Raw genomic sequence first — 17,922 nt, 5'->3', positions numbered from 1 at the left:
ATTTTTGTTATTAGTGGTTGTGATAAGCCAGATTATCAGCACCCAGCAAACAGAACTAGCAAGTAATGTTAAGAGGAGAATAAATAAAGTTTATCTATCTCCTCTGCGCTAAAGCCTGCTTTGATCCTTGCTTCTTTGTTTAGATGAGTGTTTGCTTTTGGGAGTTTGAAATTGTATTTGCTTAGAATTTCAATATATTTAGTTGGTCTTTCTTTTATTTGTATATGATTTATATCGCATAGATAGTTAAACCACACGCTACCCTTGCTTACATGACTTATTTCTTCGTTAAAAATTAGATACAAAACATCTAAAATTTCATTTTGTAATTTATGTTTGCTTTTTTGTATTTTTGTTGTTAGAAATGGATTTACATCTAAGCCGACAGCTTCCATGCCTCTAGGCACTAGGGCTATTCTATCTAGGTGGTTTTTGCAAATTTTTAATGCTTGAAATAAAGTATCATGCACTTTAAAATCTCCATATTTAAAACCTAGAGTTTCTAATAAACCATGCAATTTTTCATAATGAGTTACTTCCTCTTTTGCTACTTCTATCCAATCATAATAGTATTGTTTTGGCATGTTTCTAAAGCGATATGCACTATCTAGGGCTAAATCTATTGCAGAAAATTCTATATGCACTATTGAGTGCAATAAGTAAGCTAGATGAATATCTTGCTTTAAAATCTTTCCTTGTGGCACTTCCTTTGGGCTTACTACTTGGCAGAAGTTTGCAAATGTTGGCTTTAATAGTGGCAAAATCTCTGCTTCTTTATCTGTGTATAAATCTTCAAAATTTTTCCATATTTCTTTTACTAGGTTGCATTTTTCATCTGCAGTTTTTGCATTTAGTGCGTCATATAATTTACTAAAAATATCACACCTCGATTATTGATTGGATACCAATTATTATCATTTTTACCCCAATAGCCATTATGAAAATTAGGGCAATCCTTGATAGCACATGTAAGACTAGCTTTCCTAAAACCCTCTCTATAGTAGCAGCAAAATGAAATAATATAAACATAAACAAAAAACTAGCAATTACAGCATATAAAGTTGTCATAAGCCCACTTACTTCAATTAATATTATTATAGTCGATAGCGTTCCAGGACCTACAAGCATTGGGAATGCCATTGGCACTATTGACTGACTTAGTAGCTCTGATTTTGTTAGGTTTGTTTGTGCTTTAGAGTTGTGTCTTTGTGTAAATAATAGGCTTTTTAAACTTACTAATATCAAAAGTAATCCACCAGCGATTCGTAAGTCGTTTAAATCTACCTTGAATAAATACTTCATAATAAAAGGACCTATAAATATAAAAATAATCACAATTATAAATGAGGTAAAAAGAATATTTCTAAATAGATATTGTTTGACTTGAGATTCTAACTCTTCTGTCATGGATATAAACTGTGGGAGATTTCCAAAAGGATTCATAACAGAAAGAATAGTAACAGATGCTACTAATATTGCATATAGTTGCGATTCTATTGTGTCAAACATTTATTCAACTCTTTCTCTTATGAACACTGGGAATCTTGGGACATTATTTTTTGTTAGTCCATTGTATTTGTATGTGATTATGCTATTTATTTTTGGTGGATTTGCCCTGTCTTTTTTGCTTAGACCAGAACCTATGCTAAGTATTATTTCTGTATCCTTGATTATTGTTTTGCACACTAATGCACCAACTAATCCTTCATACTTTCCTTTACCTTCTTTATAACCTATAACTTGACATTCATTATCATAGTATGGCTTATATTTGTAGGCTATGTTTGGATTTTTATTTTCTCTTATTATTAGCCCTTCGCCACCATTTTTTACTATATTATCAAAATATGCTTCTAATTCATCTTCACTTGCTATTATATGTTGTGGGATTATTCTTATGTTTTCATTTGGATTTTCTTGTAAGTATTTGGTTAATAAGTCTAGTCTTTCTAAAAGTGTACAAGAATCGCAAATATTTGGTGCATCAAATACATTGTATGTAACTTCTCTCCAATCATCTATGCTTGATTTTGAGTTTCTAACAATACTCGATATTTGCTCAAAAGAATTTCTTTTTATCCATAATTCACCATCAAGCATAAATGGCGGAAAGTTTTTTGTCCATTCTTTTGGAGCTTTTATTTCATTGTTATTTCTAGTTAATAAGGAGGTGCCATTCCACACTCCTCTTATACCATCTAACTTTTCACTCATTAGATATTCTGTATTGCTGAAGCTTAGAGAATCTTTTTGATATATTTTAAATTCAATAGCATTTGCACTGATTAAAATAAAGCAAAATAAAAATATTACTCTTACTATAAAAGCCATTAGATTCCTTTAGATTCCTTGTTCTATCATTGCATTTGCTACTTTTCTAAAGCCTGCTATATTTGCACCTAAGACTAAGTTTGTAGGTTCTCCAAATTCTTTTGCAGTCTCACTTGCACTTATATATATATTTTTCATTATATTGTGTAATTTTGTATCTACTTCTTCAAAGCTCCATGAGGTCATTGAAGCATTTTGACTCATCTCCAATCCGCTTGTAGCTACACCACCAGCATTAGCAGCCTTGCCTGGACCATAGCATATTTTAGCATCTAAGAATTTATGCACAGCTTCTATGGTTGATGGCATATTAGCACCCTCGCTTACACATTTGCAACCATTTTTTATTAGAATCTCTGCGTCTTTTTTGTTGATTTCATTTTGAGTTGCACTAGGGAATGCAGCAAAGCAAGGTATGCTCCAAATTGGGTTTGAATCTTTTGGATAGTCATTTGCACTTGTGTATTTTGCACTCTTTTTTTCTTTAGCATAGGATTCTAGGCTTTCTCTTCTTACTTCTTTTATTTCCTTTAATAATGCTAGGTCAATACCGCTTTCATCATATATAAAGCCTTTTGAATCGCTAATTGTAACTGGCTTTGCACCTAGTTTTTGTAGTTTTTCTATTGTGTATATTGCTACATTTCCGCTACCTGATACTAGACATGTTTGACCTGCTAGAGAGCCAAAGTTGCTATTATTTAACATTTCTTGAGCGAAATACACACTACCATATCCTGTAGCCTCTGTCCTAACCAAGCTTCCGCCCCATAATAGGGATTTACCTGTCAAAACACCATCGAATCTGTTGGTTAGTTTTTTATATTGTCCAAACAAATATCCTATCTCTCTTCCTCCTACACCTATATCTCCTGCTGGAACATCGGTAGTAGCTCCTATGTGTCTATATAATTCATTCATAAAGCTTTGGCAAAATCTCATAATCTCTCTATCGCTTTTGCCTTTTGGGTCAAAGTCACTTCCACCTTTACCGCCTCCCATAGAAAGTCCTGTTAATGCGTTTTTGAAGATTTGCTCAAATCCTAAAAACTTAATGATACCCTCTGTAACACTAGGGTGGAATCTTAGACCTCCTTTATATGGTCCTAAGGCACTGCTAAATTCGATTCTATATCCTCTATTTACTTGAATCTCTCCATTATCATCTTCCCATGTTACTCTGAAGTTTATTTGTCTTTCTGGTATTACGATTCTTTCTAGTATCTTATGAGATTCGTATCTTTTGTCTTTTTGTAGTGCAGGTTGTATGGATTCTAATACTTCTTTTACTGCTTGGTGAAATTCTACTTGGTCTGGGTATAGGGATTCTACTTTTTGTATTATTTTTTGTGTATAGCTCATGTGTTCTCCTTTGTTGTTTTTAAAAGTTTTTGATTATATTAAACTTATCTTTATATAAACATAACACATTATTTGCATAACGCATATTTATTTAGCTAATATTTCAAAAATTAACATATCAATATCTTAGGAGTTTAATATGGCAGAAGAAGAACAAGAAAGTAAGGAATCTAAACTATCAGCATTAAAGCAGAACAAAATGATACTTTTTGTTATCATCGGTGTTGTTGTTTTGCTTTTGATAGTTCTTATTTTGGTAGCTGTATTGATATTTAGCGGTGGAAATGAAGAAGAAATGCAAGCACAAGCTACAGCTCCGACAGAACAATTACAAAGTGCGTCAAATAGAGGAAGTGCAGCAAATCCAAATAGCAGTTTGCTCAGTATTGGAACTATGTATCCTGTGGATCAATTTATAGTTAATCTAATGTCTTCTGGTGGTGGCAAAAGATATTTAAAAACTTCCATAGCATTGGAGCTTAGCGTCTCTGAAATGACTGCAGAGCTAGATACAAAGAGGGATATTATAAGAGATGTTTTAATTACAATTCTTAGCTCAAAAACTTTTGAAGAAGTGCAAACTAGCAAGGGCAAGCAAAAACTAAAAGAAGAGATCATAGAGAGATTAAACGAGTTTTTAGTTGATGGTAGAGTTGCTAATGTATTCTTTACAGAGTTTGTGGTGCAATAAGTTTTGAATATAGAAATTGGAATTGATTTAGTTTCAATAGAGAGAATGAGGGCATTTGTTGAAAAGTTTGGAGACAAAGGCAAGGCTAGATTCTTGAGTGATAGTGAAATGATAATGGCTAAAAGTCCGCAGAGTATAGCTGGGATTTGGGCTGCTAAAGAAGCAGTCTCAAAAGCCCTTAAATGCGGAATCTCAAAGGAATTAACATTTCGCGATATAGAAATCTTCAAATTAGATAGTGGAGCACCCAGTATAAGGCTAAGTAGTAGGGTGCAAGAGACTTTTAAAATACAATCTACCAGTTTATCTATAACGCATGATAGTGGCTTTGCTGTTGCTGCAGTAATTATTTTAAAAGAAGATTAAAATTTTGATATAATTGAAGCTTTTATTTTGAAGTTGATGCAAAGATATCCTATGAATACAACTATGGTTAGTGTTATGATAGCCACTTCATTGGTTATAGGACTAATAGGTCTTATAGCTTTTGTTTGGGGCTTGAAGAATGGGCAGTTTGATGATGAAAAGAAAATGATGCAAGGTGTGTTGTTTGATAGTGAAGATGATTTGCGTCATGTAGCTAGTAAAACTACAAAGAAAGGTAAAGATAAATGAAAGATATATATGAAGTTGCTATTATTGGTGGTGGTCCTGGTGGTATCGCGTCTGCGGTTGAATCTGTTGTCTTGGGAATCAAAGATGTTATTTTGTTTGAAAAGGGCGATGGACATTCTACTACTATTAGGAAGTTTTATAAGGATAGAAAAAGAGTTGATAAGGATTATAGGGGTCAAAAAATAGAACTTGATGGTAATATTTATTTTTGCGATGGAACAAAAGAGAGCACACTAGATTTGTTTGACAACATTATTAAAGATAACCATTTTGAGGCAAGATTCAACACAGAAGTAGAATCTATAACAAAAGATGGTGAAAATTTTGTCATACATACTACTGATAATTTGACCATTAAAGCTAAATTTATAATAATATCAATAGGTAAAATGGGGCAACCAAATAAGCCTTCATATCAATTGCCAAGCACTTTGCGCAAGATTATCAACTTCAATGCTAATGAAGTGCAAGAAGGAGAAAAGGTTTTAGTGGTTGGCGGTGGGAATTCTGCTGTTGAATATGCTTGTGTGTTAAGTGAAACAAATGAAGTAATTTTAAATTATAGAAAAACAGAATTTTCAAGAATTAATGATGTTAATAAGGAAAATTTGGATAGTTGTCTAAATAAACAATCAATTACACCTAAGTTTGGGGTTGATATACAATCATTAGAGGATAGTAATGGTAAGCCAAAAGTTAATTATACAGATGGCACAAGTGATACTTATGACAGAATTATCTATGCTATTGGCGGTATAGCTCCAATTGACTTTTTGAAGAAGTGTGGCTTAAAAATAGATTCTGATGGAATTCCTGTTGTAGATGAAAATCATGAAAGCTCTGTGAAAAATATATATATCGCAGGTGATATTTTGTATAAAAATGGTGGCTCCATTGCGGCGGCACTAAATCATGGTTTTAAGATTGTGCAAGACATTAAAGAGAGGCTAGATTCTTAGTTTAATGTTTATATTATATATATTTTGTTAAAATTAAGGTTATTTTAAAAATTAAGGATATTTGATGGCAAAGAGATGTTTTTTTAGCGGTAAGGGACCTATGGTAGGAAACAATGTAAGTCATGCAAACAATAAAACAAAAAAAAGATCATTACCTAATTTAAGAACTGTTAGAATTAAATTAGAAGATGGGACAACTACTAAAATTAAAATCGCTGCTTCTACTTTAAGAACTATGAAGAAACACTCATAAAAAACAAGAAAAAAAGTGTTTTTTGATAAGTTTAGAAAATTTATCCATTGGGATACTTCTCAAAAACCAGATATTGATTTATCTGGTATGCTATATGAACAATTAAAGCCTTTTAGACTTCCATTTATTTTATTATTTCTAGGAATATTACTTAGTACACTTGGTTATATGGTTGTTACAGACTATACTTTAATAGAAGCATTCTTTCAAAGTTCATACACATTTACAACCACTGGTTTTGGTGCTTTAAAAGAGGATCAATTTGATGCAATGGATGTATTTTATACAGCTATTGTTATGTTATCTGGTTCAGCTGTATTGAGCTTTTGTGTGATTGGTGTGATTGATATTTTAAATCGTGGAAAATTAGTTTTGGTAATAAAGGAGAGGAATATGATATATAAAATTGCAAGACTAAAGAATCATTTTGTAATTTGTTATCACAATGAATACTCTATACAACTAGCACAACAATTTAGAAAGGCACATATACCATTTGTGGTTGTTGATAACAATCCTGCACTAGAAGATATAGCTCTAAAATATAATTATCCATTTTTTATAAATGAAGATCCACATTTAGAAACCGCTATGTTAAAGTGCCATTTATCAAGTGCTAGAGGTGTTATAACCTTATCAAGTAATGTGGCTGATAATATAGCACAAGTTGCTTCTGTTAGGTTGTATGAAAAGGAGCTTGGTAGGAAGCCTTATTTTATAATAGGGAATGCAAATAATATAGAAGAAGAAGAGAAGTTAAAAAAGCTAGGTGCTGATTGTGTTGTATCCCCTTCAAGACTTTTTGCTCAAAGGGTAAATGCTATGGCTACAAACCCAGATATGGAAAATTTGCTTGAGCGTTTTGCATACCAAAAAGATACTCCTTTAGACTTGGAGGAAATAGCAATTCCAAGATATTCTTGGCTTGTGTTTAAAAAGCTAAAAGAAGCACATGTAAGAGAGATTACTCAAACTTCAGTTGTTGGAATCACGCAAAAAGATGGTAAGTTTATTTCAATGCCAAGTGAAGATACAATAATTACAAGTGGTAGTAAATTATTGGTTATAGGGACTTCTCAAGGTGTTAGGCTAACAAAGCAGTTAATATCTAAAAAAGACAAGCCAGAGGAGTTAAAATATGTTTAGTATATTTCCAATTGAAGGTGGAGTGTGTGCGGCTAATGGTTTCTTTGCAGATGGGATTAGTGCTGGGTTAAAGCCAAATTGTGAGGTTGATGTAGCTTTTATTTATTCTACAAGCATGTGTGAAGTTGAATGTTTATTTACAAAAAATAATTTTTATGCTGCACCAATAGCTCATTATAAAATGCAAGAAGAAAAGTTAAAAGATGACTTTAAGACAAATTTTGTGCTTATAAATTCCAAAAATGCAAATGCCTTAACTGGTGATGTTGGAATTATGAATATAGAATCTATCATGTCTAATTTGAGCAAAAGATTCACAGAAATTAAAAATCCATTAATGAGTTCTACTGGTGTAATAGGTGTCCAACTACCAGTAGAAAAAATATGCGAATCTTTAAGTAAGATAAATTTAAATAGTAAGAATAATGACAATGCAAAACATGCAATAATGACTACTGATAGATATCCAAAGAGTATCGCCTTTGAAGTTGTATTAGATGATAATAGAAGCTTTAAAATAGGGGCTATATGCAAGGGTGCGGGCATGATAAATCCATCTTTAGCTACTATGTTATGTTTTATTACAACAGATGCACTTGTGCCAAAGAATAATTTAAAAGAGATTCTGCAAAAAAATGCATATATGACATTTAATGCAATTAGCGTAGATGGCGATACTTCTACAAATGATACTATTATGCTTTTATCAAATGGACAAAGTGGAATCTATGATAAAGAGGCATTTTCTTTTGCTTTGTATAAGATTATGGAGTATTTGTCTTTAGAGGTTGTAAAAGATGGTGAGGGAGCTACTAGAGTAGTTGCATTTGAGGTGCTAGAAGCACATAGTGATGATGAGGCTATGGTTTGTGCTAAGGCTTTGAGTAATTCTTTGCTTGTTAAGACTGCTTTGTTTGGTTGTGATCCAAATTGGGGTAGGATTGCATCTACTATAGGTGCAAGTGGTGTAAAATGCGATGCTAAAAGACTTCAAATCTTCTTTGATAAAGTATGCGTTTATAAAGATGGTGAAATTTATTTTGATAGAGATAATGAAGAGAAGGCTGCAAAAGTCTTGCAAAAAGATTCATATAAAATTACTTGCAAACTTGGAACAGGGAATGGTAGCTTTACTGCTTATGGGTGTGATTTGGGGCATGAGTATGTAAAAATCAATGCCGATTATAGAAGTTAGATTCAGCCTATTTTGTTATAATCTAATCAACTTAAAAACAAAGGAGTTGTGATGTTACATGAATATAGAGATGAGATCAGTGTGTTAAAGCAAGAAAATGCACATTTTGCAAAAATTTTTGATGAGCATAATGAGCTAGATCAAAAGATTCAAAATATTTCAGAAGGCAGAGAACACGCTAGTGATGCAGAATTGGGTGAGTTAAAAAGAAAGAAGCTAGTGCTTAAAGATGAGGCTTATGCGATGATTATGGAGTATAAGAAAACTCACTAAAGAATATTAGCTCTTTTTAGAGCTTCTATTGAATCTTTATACCACTTTTTATACTTTTTTGATACTTTAACTTTTGTGTATATTATTTCTGGGTTTTCATATTCGTGGTTTGCTTTAATTAGAGCTATTAGATTTTCTATTTCTGTTTTTGATGTTTTAAAAATAAGCTTAATTTCATTAGCATTTTCTACCTTATCACCCCAAACATAGACACTTGCTACTTCGATTTTTTGTATGCATGCACTTAGTGCAGACTTAATAACGACAGATTCTAGTTTTTTTGCATTTTCTTTTGTTGTTGTGGTTGTTAGCGTGATTAGGCTTGGCATTTTTATTCCTTTTTTTCTTTTTCGATTCTTTTTTTCTTTTCTTCTAGTGCTTTTTTCTTCTCTTCTCTTCTCATATTTTCTAAGTTTAGCTGTCTTTCTTTTGAACGCCTAAATTTCTCCAAATACTCCTCCCTTTCTGTCGGGCTTTGGTATGTTATTGGACGCATAAATGATATAGCTAGCATAAGAACAAAAAATGCTATTGATATTTCTTGGTTTTCAGTTAGTTTATACCAAGCCATAGCAACAGCAAGAGATATAATTACCTTAAGTGCGATTACCAAATTTATTCCTTATAGCATTTGTGGTGTTATTTTATGTTTGTTAAATAAAAGAGATTCTTTGTTTGAATCTTTAAATAATGCAAGTATGACTTGCGGGATAAAAAGCACTGGTATATTCTCATCATCTCTATGTGTTGCTTTTTTTAATTCTAAAGCATGTGTATCAAATAGTTCAAAATTACCAATATTTACGCTCATTATAAAATCAATCCCACTATCTACCATTTCATAGTATATTTTAGACGCCATTTTATAGGCTAATTCTTCATTAGTGCTTAGTAAATAATCATAGCTTTCGCTAAAGAAAGGAAGTATCTTAAGTCCTGTGGTTAATTCAAGTTGTTCTAGTATTTTTAGCTCTTTTATCAAGCCTTCTAGCTCTCTATCGATGATGAATCCACATTTAAAGCCATTCCACCGACCAATATTAATTGAATCTATGTTTTGATTTAGTGCTTGTAGGATTATTTCTGGTATGAATTTGATTGTATTTTCAAGTGATATAACATCTATGCTTTGCTTGATTGATTGTTCTAAGTCTTCTTTAAAATCAGAATCTTCATATAATTTTTTAAACAATTTTATTATCTCGATTAAACTTTGACTATCATATATAATAAGCTTGTTTCCATCTTTGCTAACCTGTGTTAATAAACTTATCAAATTTATATAATAAGATTCATCTAATGACAATAATTTATTACCAAGTTGTATTGTTTTTATCTCATCTGTTTGTATATTTAGCTTTTTTGTTAGTTGTTGTAGAGTTTGAGTAAGTATTGATGAGCCATTTTTATAAAAATTATTTTGCAATAAGACTAAAGAATCCATAAAACCTCCTTTTAAATTAGTTTGTTAGTAATTTTGATTTGAAAGTTTGCAGTTCTTTAGTGCTATGTTCTTTTAGTATTAATTCTTGAAACTCATGTATATATTTATCAATTTTGGTATCACAAGGATATGTATATGTTTCTATGTTTTGTGCATTAAAGATTCCATTTGACATATTTGATACTATATTTAGTATTTCTTTGTTTCTATTTGTTTGATATAGTGAATATGCAATAGCAAAAAATACTTCTCCTAAATAGCTATCATACTCCAAGCTAAGCGGAGTGGCGTAGGCATATGGTATAAATGAAGCAATAAAATCTCTATCTTCACTTAAGCCATATTGTTCTAGTTTGGATATATTTTCTAAAAACGGCTCTTCATTTATTATTAAATCTTTTGTAACAAGTCTCTGATGTAGGGGATTTATAATGATTCTTTTTCCAAATTTTTTTATTAGCTCGTCTATTGTAATGCTAAAATCAAATACAACTACATCATAGATTTTAAATCCATATTCTTTGTATCCATAATCCCTTATTTTTAGCTTTATTAAGTTTAGTAAATCAAGCAGGTTTTGATTGTCTTGTATGCTTATTTGTAGCTTGGAGTAGTATGGTAGATAGTCTGTTTTTATATCGAATCTAAAGAGTTCCAAGTCTAGTTTTACTTCCATATGCTTCTCCGCTTAAAATGATTTAGTATATCTAAAAAATTATTTTTTAAACTTATGATTTTTTGGATTTGATAATATGGCTTTAATTGAGCTATTTATTCCATCATTTTCTGATTTTATTTCAGGCGCAAAACTTGCCATTATGTTTATAAAAAGGCATACATCAGAGCCATTATCTATATCATTTGGTAGTATTATTTGCACTATAGATTCAAGAGGTGTAGTTACAAAACTACCCAAGTTATCATCGCCAAACCCAGCTTCAAAATATAAATTGTTTGAATCTAACTCTAAACTTTCAAAAGTGTATCCAGCTAGAATAAAAAGAGTTAAGTCATTAAATGAATTCCGTATCGAATCTGGTAGCTGTGGTTCAAACTTCACGCAAGATATATTGCATACGATGGAGAAGTTTATTTTCTTATCCATTAGTGATTTTATAATTTCAAAGCAATGTTTCTTTATTAATGTTTGGAAATTTTTATTATGCATTATGCTTAACATGTTTTTCCTTTATTGATTATTGTCTTTAGCTCATCTAGCATGTCTTTTACTTCTTTTATTCCTATCTTCCAAAAGTCTCTATCTTCAATATCAAAGCCAAATATTTCTACCAACTCTTTTGGTGATTTACTTCCACCTAGACTTAAGAATCTTTCGTATTTTGGAATGAAATCATCTTTGTTTTGTTTATAAAGACCAAAAAGTGCCATAACAAGTAATTGCCCATAGCTATAAGCATAGCAATAAAATGGAGAGTGTATAAAATGAGGTATATAAGACCACCATAATTTATAATTATCACTTAGTTTTAGGCTATCTCCAAACATTTTTTGGTTTTCTTCTTGCCATATATTGCTTATTTCATCACTGCTTAGTTCGCCTTCTTTGTTGTGGATTCTTCTCTCAAAGTTTGTAAAGACATTTTGCCTAAAGAGTGTTGCAAATATATCTTCTAATTTACCTGCATAAAGAGATATTTTTTCATCATCGCTTATTTGGTTTTTTAATTTATCAAAAAGTAGCATTTCAGCAAATACAGATGCAGTCTCTGCGGTAGTTAGTGGAGTATCAGCATTTAGATATCCTACGCTATATGATAGCTTTTGATGAATCGTGTGTCCTAGCTCATGTGCCATTGTAAATATATCTCTTCTTTGGTTTGTGTGGTTTAGCATTAAGTATGGGTGTGCATTTGGAGTTGCTCCATGGCTAAATGCTCCTCCTCTTTTTCTATCTCTTGGGTGGCTATCTATCCAGCCATTTTCAAATGCTTCTTTTGCGATTTTGTAGAATTTATTTGAGAATCCTTGAAAAGTCTCAAGCACTAATGTTTTAGAGGTTATATAATCAAACTCTGTGTTATCTTTTGATGGGATTGGTGCGTATCTGTCGTAATCTTGCAAATTTTTTATTTTTAGTATTTTTGATTTTATTTTGTAATATTCTTCTACTATTTTTACATTTTCATTTATTGTATCAACCATGCAATCAACGCTTTTTTGAGTTGTTTGGTTGCTTATATGGCGAGAGTGCTCTAAAGATTCATAGCCTCTTAACTCTTTTGTAATCTTTAGGTCTTTTCTTATTGCATTTAGTATGTATGTTAGTAAGTCTATGTTGTCTTTTAATGTCTTGCTTAGTGAGATTGAAGCTTTTTTTCTTATTTTTCTATCTTTGCTATAAAGCAAACTTAGCACCTCTTCTTCGCTTAAGAGTTTGTTATCAAATTTAAATTTCAATTTACTAAAATGCTCATCAAATAGTCTGCTAAATAGTTCTGATCCAGCAGGACGGACTTTTAGTAATACCTTTTCTTCTAGCAAACTTAATTGAAATTTAGAATACTGCATAAGTAGTTCTAAATAATATGAATACTTTGGTGATGATTTTATTATTTCTTGCTTTTTTGTATCACCTAGTGAGTTAAATTCTAACTCAAAAAACAAAAGAGATTCTTGGGCTTTGTTGCATTCTAGCTCACATTGTGAATAAAATGCTCCATGTGAAGTATCAGATGCAAATAGCAAAAATGAATATGTCATTATTTGTGAAATTGCTTGATAATTTGCTTCGTATTTTTCAATTACACTTTGAAAGTCTTTGCTATTTATGTTTTGCAGTTTGCCCTTATATGTCTCTTCAAAATCCTTTGAATCTTGTATTGTTTGCTGCATTTGTGCTAATAGGGTTTTTTTATCTTTAAAAAGTGGCTTTAAATCCCAAACATCAACCTTGCTCATAATAATCCTTAATTATTAAATTTTATATTCTATTATAAAAATTCTAAATTTATTTTTCATTTTTTATAAATTTTATAGCTAGAGAATTTACACAATGTCGTGTGTTTGTCTCTGTAAATCCTTCGCCGCGAAATACATGCCCTAAATGTCCTTTGCAGTTTGCACATATTATTTCCATTCTTATTTTATCGCTATCTAATGTTTCTATTATTGAATCTTTTATGCAAGATTCAAAGCTAGGCCAACCGCAATTTGAGTGAAACTTAGATTCTGAAGTAAATAATTTGCTATCACATCTTTTGCATACATAAATTCCATCTTCAAAAAAGTTCTCATATTCTCCGCTAAATGGTCTCTCTGTCCCTTTATTAATTATTATGTATTCTTCTTGCGGTGTTAACTTGTTGTATTGCATATAATCCTCACTTTTTGCTAACCTTACTTAACCATAGCCATAATATCCCAAAAATAACAAAAATAAAAATAGGCGCTATGTATGGATAAGCACTTAGCGTATCAACTAAATTTACTATAAATTCACCCAAGAAATATCCCAATAATCCAACGCTAATACCCCATATAATTGCTCCTATTGCATTGTATATGTTAAACTTTATAAAGCTATATTTTGTTAGTGCCACAGCAGCGGGGACTAGAGTTTTTATCCCATATATATATTTTTGTACAATTAGAATTATTGAGCCATATTTTTTCATTAATATATTTATGTAGGCTATTTTTCGTTTGTGCTTTTTTATGTAGCTCAGCATACTTTCTTTTTGGTATCTTGTTAGATAAAATAAAAGCAAATCTCCTAAAAAATTCGCAATTACTGCTACTATTATGCTTAGTGTCAGATCCATTTTTCCAGCCCAACTTAGCACACTTGCACCTATTAATGCTACAAATCCACCTCCAAGTGAGTATAAAAATAATATTACATATCCATATTTAATTATTAAATCAATTGTTTCTTGCATAATTTTTCCTCTTATTAAAATAATTATTATAAGGTATTTTTCTAAACATTTAGTAATACACTTTGTTTAAAAATAGCCCATTTGCTTGTGCTTTTAGTATGCTTTGTTGGCTTTTGTTTAAGAGAGCATCTTTTAGAGATTCTATACTTTTTGTGTTTTTATCAATTTCTAATAAATACCCAACCATAAGTCTAATTTGCGACCTTAAAAATCCATTGCTACAAAAATAAAAAACATAAAAATCTTTATATTTTAAGATTCTCGTTTTATACATAATTCTTGTTTGGTTTAACTCTCCGCTTCCACCTTTTTTCATAAAGCTAGAAAAATCATGAATCCCTTCTAAGAGCTTAATTGAATCTTTTAGTAGTTTTGGATTTTCTAGTTTGTGGTAGTGTGAAAAGTTAGCTAGAAATGGAGAATATTTAGTTGAGATAATATAGCAATATGATCGCTTCTTAGCACTATATCTAGCATGGAAGTTAGAATCTACTTTAAGCATCTTTTTTATTCTTACTTTTGGGTATAGCTTGTTGTTTAATATCTCTTTTAGGGATTCTAGGTTTTTATGAAAAGATGGGATATTAAGTGAGATTACTTGATAGTTTGCATGCACACCTTTATCTGTTCTGCCACTTGCTTGGAATTTATTAAAAATACCAACACTGTTTAGTTTTTCTTGAAGAAAATCATACACACCGCTTTTATCACTTTGTGATTGGAAGCCATTAAAATAGCTTCCATCATAGGATAAAATCATGGCTATGTTCATTTAGTAGAATCTGCCTATGGTTTTTTTGTATGCAATATATCCTGCTACAAACCAAGCAATAGGGAATAAAATCGTGCCAACTATTGGTAGGTAGTTTGATATTGCATATATAAAGCCATAAAAGATTCCTATAATTAGCATTATTTGAGCTGTTGTGTAGTTTTTTTGGTATCTTGGATTCTTAACCCCTAGCAATAAATAAAAATAAAGGCTAATTATTGGAGAAATTGACATAAGTATATAAAGGCTTAGATTTCTTAGCCTTTTTTTTTGCTCCTCTTGTTTACTAAATGCTATATTCCAATATTCAAATATGCTTAAATTCTCATTGTTATTAGAATTTATATTGTTTCGCAAGATTAGTTTGTCAAATGTTATTTTTTCTACTTCATTGTTTGATAAACGATATATCATGCCATCTCTTAGTAATGCTTCTAAGTTTGATTGGTTATTGTATAAATGTGCATCATGTGCCAAAATCAATCCCCCTTCTTTGCTAAAGGACAACAAAACTATGTCTTTATATTTACCAATATCATCGCCACTACTTTTTACATATACTAGCCATTCTCCAATTCTTTGTCCAAATTCACCTGATTTTAGATTTAAACTAATGCTACTTTTTCTTGAATCAATAAAGCTTCTATATGCCTTATCGCTAAGAGGAGTTAAGATTAAGGATAAAATAAGAAGCGAAAAACTTGCAAGAAATGCTATGGGGGCAAATATTCTAACTATGTGTTGTGGATTTAGCCCTAGTGAGAATAATACAGGTAGTTCATAGTCATAGCACAGCTTTGAGAGTGATAATGTGGAGGCTATAAAAAATGTAATTGGTATGACAAAAAACACCATAAGAGGCATGGTGTAAAAATATAAAGCAAAAAGCTCAAAAAAACTTATCTTCACAACAAATGTAACACTTGAGATTCTAATAAATACTATAACAGAGGCAATAAAAAATAACACTAAAAATATAGGAAAAAATATTTGTGCGAAATTTTGAAAAATGTAGTTTTTTACCCTCAAAACAAGAATCCTAAATTAATTTGAAAAGCGTATTTTACAAAAAATACACTAAAGAATCCCAAAAATAAAAATGGCACAAATGGGATTATTTGTTTTTTATAAAAAATCATAAACAATAACGCATACAATGCACTAATAAATATACATATCATGGCATGCAATGTATCAAAACTAGCTCCTATTGTGCCAAAGATTATAATATCTCCTTCGCCTAAGACTTCCTTTTTTAAGATGCTTTCTAAAAATATTTTTAGAAAGCTTATAAAACCCATAAATAGCAATGAATTAATAATACAATCGTATAAGGACTGATATTGCGTTGCTATGGCCAAGAAAAACACAAGAAAATTTAATACACTTGGAATCTCTAGTAAAATATAATCAATAAATGCCAAACAATAAAAAAATAAGAATAATAAAAAATATAAAAGCCCAAATACTCCGAAGAAATAATAAAGCATTACGCACAATATTCCAGCTAATAGTTCATGGATAAAATAATAAAAAGGAACTTTATACCCACAAGCACATCTGTTGTGAGTGAAATAAGATATTAGAGGAATCTTGGCTAGGAGCTTTAGTGGTGTTTTGCAATTATTGCAATAAGAATTTGGAATTATTATTGATAGGTTTTTTGGGATTCTATAAATTAGCAAGTTTAAAAATGAGCCAAAAGAAATTCCAAGCAAAAATATTAAAATATACACAAGATACCTTATATTATTTATTTTGCTAGAATTTTAGCTAAATTATTATCTTGGAGATTCATGGGAGATTTAGCAGTTTTTGGCGGGAGCTTTGATCCACCACATATAGCACATATAGAGATAGTAAGGAGTGCTATAAAGAACTTAGATATTTCAAAACTTTTGCTCATACCTACATATCTTAATCCTTTTAAGGAATCCTTTTTATTCTCACCACAGCAGAGGTTTGATTGGCTTGTTAGGATTTTTAGAGATGAATCTTTAGTTGAGGTTTTGGATTATGAAATATGCAACAATAAGCCAACGCCAACAATAGACACAATTAGCTTTATAGAGCAAAAATATAATCCACAAAAGATATATTTACTGCTTGGAGATGATAATTTAGAGACTTTAGAGAGATGGTATAGATATGAATCTCTAAAAGAAAAAGTCGAATTTGTTATAATTCCTAGAAATAAAAATGTCTTAAATTATAACAGATTACCTTTTGTGCGTATAAATATTAGTTCTACGCAAATTAAAGAAGCATTAAAGGAAAAAGATAGAGAGATTTTGAGGTATTTGCCAAAAGAGATTTTAAGTGATATAGAGAGGTTGTATGAATAGAGTAGAAATAGTAGAAAAAATAAAGAATTTATTAGATGAAAAAAAGGCAGAAAATGTAGAGGTTTTTGATTTAAAGGATACTGATTATTTTGTGGATTATGTCGTTTTATCCACGGCTTTAGTTGATAAACATGCACTTGCCTTGCTTGATTATTTAAAACAAGAGTTAAAGCCTATGGGTGAGAGTTTTTTTAATATTGATGATGAAAATGCAGATTGGATTGTTGCAGATTTAGGCGACATTATTGTTCATATATTTACAGAAAATCAAAGAAAAAAGTTTAATTTAGAGGAATTTTTAATTAAATTGCAAAATAAAGAGTTATATTAAAATACTTTCAATGATAACTCTTGTATTTTATATATTGTTTAAATTATTGTTTTTCTTTTAATATTTTTTTCTATTTTTTTGTCTGTTTTATATTGCCCTAAAGCATATATAGCCCATATAACAGCTGGCAACCAACCTATTAGCGTTATTTGTAAAAATAAGCAGATAATTCCAGCAATAGGACGCCCTATGGTAAAAAATCCAAGCCAAGGCAACAAAACACTAATAACAAGTCTCATGTGATTTTCCTTAATTATTAAAATATGTTTTATATTCTATAATCGAATATTATAATCGAATATTATA

At 30.7% G+C, this 17,922-nt stretch carries 26 protein-coding genes; 10 read left to right on the top strand and 16 right to left on the bottom strand.

Going from position 1 to position 17,922, the window contains the following annotated elements:
* Window positions 1–68: 68 nt before the first annotated feature.
* The 4 genes from PF021_RS04730 to gdhA are packed head-to-tail and all read right to left on the bottom strand — an operon-like array spanning window position 69 to window position 3,693.
* A complete protein-coding gene (locus PF021_RS04730; protein WP_271021489.1) occupies window positions 69–878 on the bottom strand; it encodes a ferritin-like domain-containing protein in 810 nt (269 codons plus the stop codon).
* A gap of 1 nt (window position 879) precedes the next feature.
* A complete protein-coding gene (locus tag PF021_RS04725) occupies window positions 880–1,509 on the bottom strand; it encodes a MarC family protein (protein ID WP_271021274.1) in 630 nt (209 codons plus the stop codon).
* Window positions 1,510–2,331: a DNA ligase gene (locus PF021_RS04720; RefSeq protein WP_271021273.1), complete on the bottom strand. Its 822-nt coding sequence runs from the start codon at window positions 2,329–2,331 to the stop codon at window positions 1,510–1,512. It abuts the gene before it with no gap.
* Between the two features lie 9 nt (window positions 2,332–2,340).
* On the bottom strand, window positions 2,341–3,693 hold the full coding sequence (gdhA, locus tag PF021_RS04715) for an NADP-specific glutamate dehydrogenase (RefSeq protein ID WP_271021272.1): 1,353 nt from the start codon (window positions 3,691–3,693) through the stop codon (window positions 2,341–2,343).
* A 139-nt stretch (window positions 3,694–3,832) separates the two neighbouring features.
* Here gdhA and fliL point away from each other — a divergent pair, with 139 nt between their 5' ends.
* From fliL to PF021_RS04675, 8 genes are all read left to right on the top strand, one after another.
* Window positions 3,833–4,384: a flagellar basal body-associated protein FliL gene (gene fliL / locus PF021_RS04710; protein ID WP_271021271.1), complete on the top strand. Its 552-nt coding sequence runs from the start codon at window positions 3,833–3,835 to the stop codon at window positions 4,382–4,384.
* Window positions 4,385–4,393: 9 nt separating this feature from the next.
* Complete coding sequence (acpS, locus tag PF021_RS04705) at window positions 4,394–4,750, top strand: holo-ACP synthase (protein WP_271021488.1); 357 nt, start codon at window positions 4,394–4,396, stop codon at window positions 4,748–4,750.
* 51 nt (window positions 4,751–4,801) lie between these two features.
* Window positions 4,802–4,999 (top strand): cbb3-type cytochrome oxidase assembly protein CcoS, encoded by a 198-nt coding sequence (gene ccoS, locus PF021_RS04700; protein WP_271021270.1) that lies wholly within the window; start codon window positions 4,802–4,804, stop codon window positions 4,997–4,999.
* Window positions 4,996–5,958: an NAD(P)-binding domain-containing protein gene (locus tag PF021_RS04695; RefSeq protein ID WP_271021269.1), complete on the top strand. Its 963-nt coding sequence runs from the start codon at window positions 4,996–4,998 to the stop codon at window positions 5,956–5,958. The genes ccoS and PF021_RS04695 overlap by 4 nt, the downstream gene beginning before the upstream one ends.
* Before the next feature lie 64 nt (window positions 5,959–6,022).
* Window positions 6,023–6,211: a 50S ribosomal protein L28 gene (rpmB, locus tag PF021_RS04690; protein ID WP_271021268.1), complete on the top strand. Its 189-nt coding sequence runs from the start codon at window positions 6,023–6,025 to the stop codon at window positions 6,209–6,211.
* A 15-nt stretch (window positions 6,212–6,226) separates the two neighbouring features.
* The gene (locus PF021_RS04685) at window positions 6,227–7,357 is read left to right on the top strand and encodes a potassium channel family protein (RefSeq protein WP_271021266.1); all 1,131 of its coding nucleotides are present in this window, start codon (window positions 6,227–6,229) and stop codon (window positions 7,355–7,357) included.
* Window positions 7,350–8,552, top strand: coding sequence for a bifunctional glutamate N-acetyltransferase/amino-acid acetyltransferase ArgJ (gene argJ / locus PF021_RS04680; RefSeq protein WP_271021265.1), 1,203 nt, complete (start codon window positions 7,350–7,352; stop codon window positions 8,550–8,552). The genes PF021_RS04685 and argJ overlap by 8 nt, the downstream gene beginning before the upstream one ends.
* A gap of 51 nt (window positions 8,553–8,603) precedes the next feature.
* Complete coding sequence (locus PF021_RS04675) at window positions 8,604–8,825, top strand: YdcH family protein (protein WP_271021264.1); 222 nt, start codon at window positions 8,604–8,606, stop codon at window positions 8,823–8,825.
* On the opposite strand, the gene cutA is transcribed toward PF021_RS04675, so the two are convergent.
* The 11 genes from cutA to PF021_RS04620 are packed head-to-tail and all read right to left on the bottom strand — an operon-like array spanning window position 8,822 to window position 16,676.
* Window positions 8,822–9,154, bottom strand: a complete 333-nt coding sequence (cutA, locus tag PF021_RS04670) for a divalent cation tolerance protein CutA (protein WP_271021263.1) — start codon at window positions 9,152–9,154, stop codon at window positions 8,822–8,824. The two genes, PF021_RS04675 and cutA, sit on opposite strands and share 4 nt — an antisense overlap.
* Before the next feature lie 2 nt (window positions 9,155–9,156).
* Window positions 9,157–9,438, bottom strand: a complete 282-nt coding sequence (locus tag PF021_RS04665) for a hypothetical protein (RefSeq protein ID WP_271021262.1) — start codon at window positions 9,436–9,438, stop codon at window positions 9,157–9,159.
* A 9-nt stretch (window positions 9,439–9,447) separates the two neighbouring features.
* Complete coding sequence (locus PF021_RS04660; protein WP_271021261.1) at window positions 9,448–10,269, bottom strand: HdrB C-terminal domain-containing protein; 822 nt, start codon at window positions 10,267–10,269, stop codon at window positions 9,448–9,450.
* Between the two features lie 16 nt (window positions 10,270–10,285).
* A complete protein-coding gene (locus PF021_RS04655; RefSeq protein ID WP_271021260.1) occupies window positions 10,286–10,945 on the bottom strand; it encodes a DUF5644 domain-containing protein in 660 nt (219 codons plus the stop codon).
* A 39-nt stretch (window positions 10,946–10,984) separates the two neighbouring features.
* Window positions 10,985–11,449 carry a hypothetical protein gene (locus PF021_RS04650; RefSeq protein WP_271021259.1) on the bottom strand — a complete coding sequence of 155 codons (465 nt, stop codon included), beginning with the start codon at window positions 11,447–11,449 and terminating at the stop codon, window positions 10,985–10,987.
* Window positions 11,443–13,188, bottom strand: a complete 1,746-nt coding sequence (locus tag PF021_RS04645) for a M3 family oligoendopeptidase (protein ID WP_271021258.1) — start codon at window positions 13,186–13,188, stop codon at window positions 11,443–11,445. The genes PF021_RS04650 and PF021_RS04645 overlap by 7 nt, the downstream gene beginning before the upstream one ends.
* Before the next feature lie 49 nt (window positions 13,189–13,237).
* Entirely contained in the window at window positions 13,238–13,603 is a 366-nt protein-coding gene (locus PF021_RS04640; RefSeq protein WP_271021257.1) for a methionine-R-sulfoxide reductase, read from the bottom strand.
* Window positions 13,604–13,610: 7 nt separating this feature from the next.
* On the bottom strand, window positions 13,611–14,168 hold the full coding sequence (locus tag PF021_RS04635; protein WP_271021255.1) for a DedA family protein: 558 nt from the start codon (window positions 14,166–14,168) through the stop codon (window positions 13,611–13,613).
* Between the two features lie 49 nt (window positions 14,169–14,217).
* Window positions 14,218–14,940, bottom strand: coding sequence for a tRNA pseudouridine(38-40) synthase TruA (gene truA / locus PF021_RS04630; protein WP_271021254.1), 723 nt, complete (start codon window positions 14,938–14,940; stop codon window positions 14,218–14,220).
* Window positions 14,941–15,969 carry an LptF/LptG family permease gene (locus PF021_RS04625; protein ID WP_271021253.1) on the bottom strand — a complete coding sequence of 343 codons (1,029 nt, stop codon included), beginning with the start codon at window positions 15,967–15,969 and terminating at the stop codon, window positions 14,941–14,943.
* Window positions 15,966–16,676, bottom strand: a complete 711-nt coding sequence (locus tag PF021_RS04620; protein WP_271021252.1) for a prepilin peptidase — start codon at window positions 16,674–16,676, stop codon at window positions 15,966–15,968. The genes PF021_RS04625 and PF021_RS04620 overlap by 4 nt, the downstream gene beginning before the upstream one ends.
* Window positions 16,677–16,736: 60 nt before the next feature.
* On the opposite strand from PF021_RS04620, the gene nadD reads away from it, so the two are divergent.
* Together nadD and rsfS are read left to right on the top strand one after the other, a co-directional pair.
* Window positions 16,737–17,285 (top strand): nicotinate (nicotinamide) nucleotide adenylyltransferase, encoded by a 549-nt coding sequence (nadD, locus tag PF021_RS04615; RefSeq protein ID WP_271021251.1) that lies wholly within the window; start codon window positions 16,737–16,739, stop codon window positions 17,283–17,285.
* Entirely contained in the window at window positions 17,278–17,616 is a 339-nt protein-coding gene (rsfS, locus tag PF021_RS04610) for a ribosome silencing factor (protein WP_271021249.1), read from the top strand. Before nadD ends, rsfS begins: the two co-directional genes overlap by 8 nt.
* A gap of 38 nt (window positions 17,617–17,654) precedes the next feature.
* Here rsfS and PF021_RS04605 read toward each other — a convergent pair whose 3' ends face one another.
* The gene (locus PF021_RS04605) at window positions 17,655–17,855 is read right to left on the bottom strand and encodes a YqaE/Pmp3 family membrane protein (protein ID WP_271021248.1); all 201 of its coding nucleotides are present in this window, start codon (window positions 17,853–17,855) and stop codon (window positions 17,655–17,657) included.
* Window positions 17,856–17,922 lie beyond the last annotated feature (67 nt).

The organism is Helicobacter ibis (assembly GCF_027859255.1).
GTDB lineage: Bacteria > Campylobacterota > Campylobacteria > Campylobacterales > Helicobacteraceae > Helicobacter_D > Helicobacter_D ibis.
Note: the sequence above shows the minus strand (reverse complement) of the source record. Positions and strands in the feature narration are given on the sequence as shown.

Bases quoted from the DNA above. Each gene is read 5' to 3' on its own strand.
- PF021_RS04725 (WP_271021274.1), bottom strand. From the start codon at position 1,509: ATGTTTGACACAATAGAATCGCAACTATATGCAATATTAGTAGCATCT.
- PF021_RS04720 (WP_271021273.1), bottom strand. From the start codon at position 2,331: ATGGCTTTTATAGTAAGAGTAATATTTTTATTTTGCTTTATTTTAATC.
- gdhA (WP_271021272.1), bottom strand. From the start codon at position 3,693: ATGAGCTATACACAAAAAATAATACAAAAAGTAGAATCCCTATACCCA.
- fliL (WP_271021271.1), top strand. From the start codon at position 3,833: ATGGCAGAAGAAGAACAAGAAAGTAAGGAATCTAAACTATCAGCATTA.
- ccoS (WP_271021270.1), top strand. From the start codon at position 4,802: ATGAATACAACTATGGTTAGTGTTATGATAGCCACTTCATTGGTTATA.
- PF021_RS04695 (WP_271021269.1), top strand. From the start codon at position 4,996: ATGAAAGATATATATGAAGTTGCTATTATTGGTGGTGGTCCTGGTGGT.
- rpmB (WP_271021268.1), top strand. From the start codon at position 6,023: ATGGCAAAGAGATGTTTTTTTAGCGGTAAGGGACCTATGGTAGGAAAC.
- argJ (WP_271021265.1), top strand. From the start codon at position 7,350: ATGTTTAGTATATTTCCAATTGAAGGTGGAGTGTGTGCGGCTAATGGT.
- PF021_RS04675 (WP_271021264.1), top strand. From the start codon at position 8,604: ATGTTACATGAATATAGAGATGAGATCAGTGTGTTAAAGCAAGAAAAT.
- cutA (WP_271021263.1), bottom strand. From the start codon at position 9,154: ATGCCAAGCCTAATCACGCTAACAACCACAACAACAAAAGAAAATGCA.
- PF021_RS04660 (WP_271021261.1), bottom strand. From the start codon at position 10,269: ATGGATTCTTTAGTCTTATTGCAAAATAATTTTTATAAAAATGGCTCA.
- PF021_RS04655 (WP_271021260.1), bottom strand. From the start codon at position 10,945: ATGGAAGTAAAACTAGACTTGGAACTCTTTAGATTCGATATAAAAACA.
- PF021_RS04650 (WP_271021259.1), bottom strand. From the start codon at position 11,449: ATGTTAAGCATAATGCATAATAAAAATTTCCAAACATTAATAAAGAAA.
- PF021_RS04645 (WP_271021258.1), bottom strand. From the start codon at position 13,188: ATGAGCAAGGTTGATGTTTGGGATTTAAAGCCACTTTTTAAAGATAAA.
- PF021_RS04640 (WP_271021257.1), bottom strand. From the start codon at position 13,603: ATGCAATACAACAAGTTAACACCGCAAGAAGAATACATAATAATTAAT.
- PF021_RS04635 (WP_271021255.1), bottom strand. From the start codon at position 14,168: ATGCAAGAAACAATTGATTTAATAATTAAATATGGATATGTAATATTA.
- truA (WP_271021254.1), bottom strand. From the start codon at position 14,940: ATGAACATAGCCATGATTTTATCCTATGATGGAAGCTATTTTAATGGC.
- nadD (WP_271021251.1), top strand. From the start codon at position 16,737: ATGGGAGATTTAGCAGTTTTTGGCGGGAGCTTTGATCCACCACATATA.
- rsfS (WP_271021249.1), top strand. From the start codon at position 17,278: ATGAATAGAGTAGAAATAGTAGAAAAAATAAAGAATTTATTAGATGAA.
- PF021_RS04605 (WP_271021248.1), bottom strand. From the start codon at position 17,855: ATGAGACTTGTTATTAGTGTTTTGTTGCCTTGGCTTGGATTTTTTACC.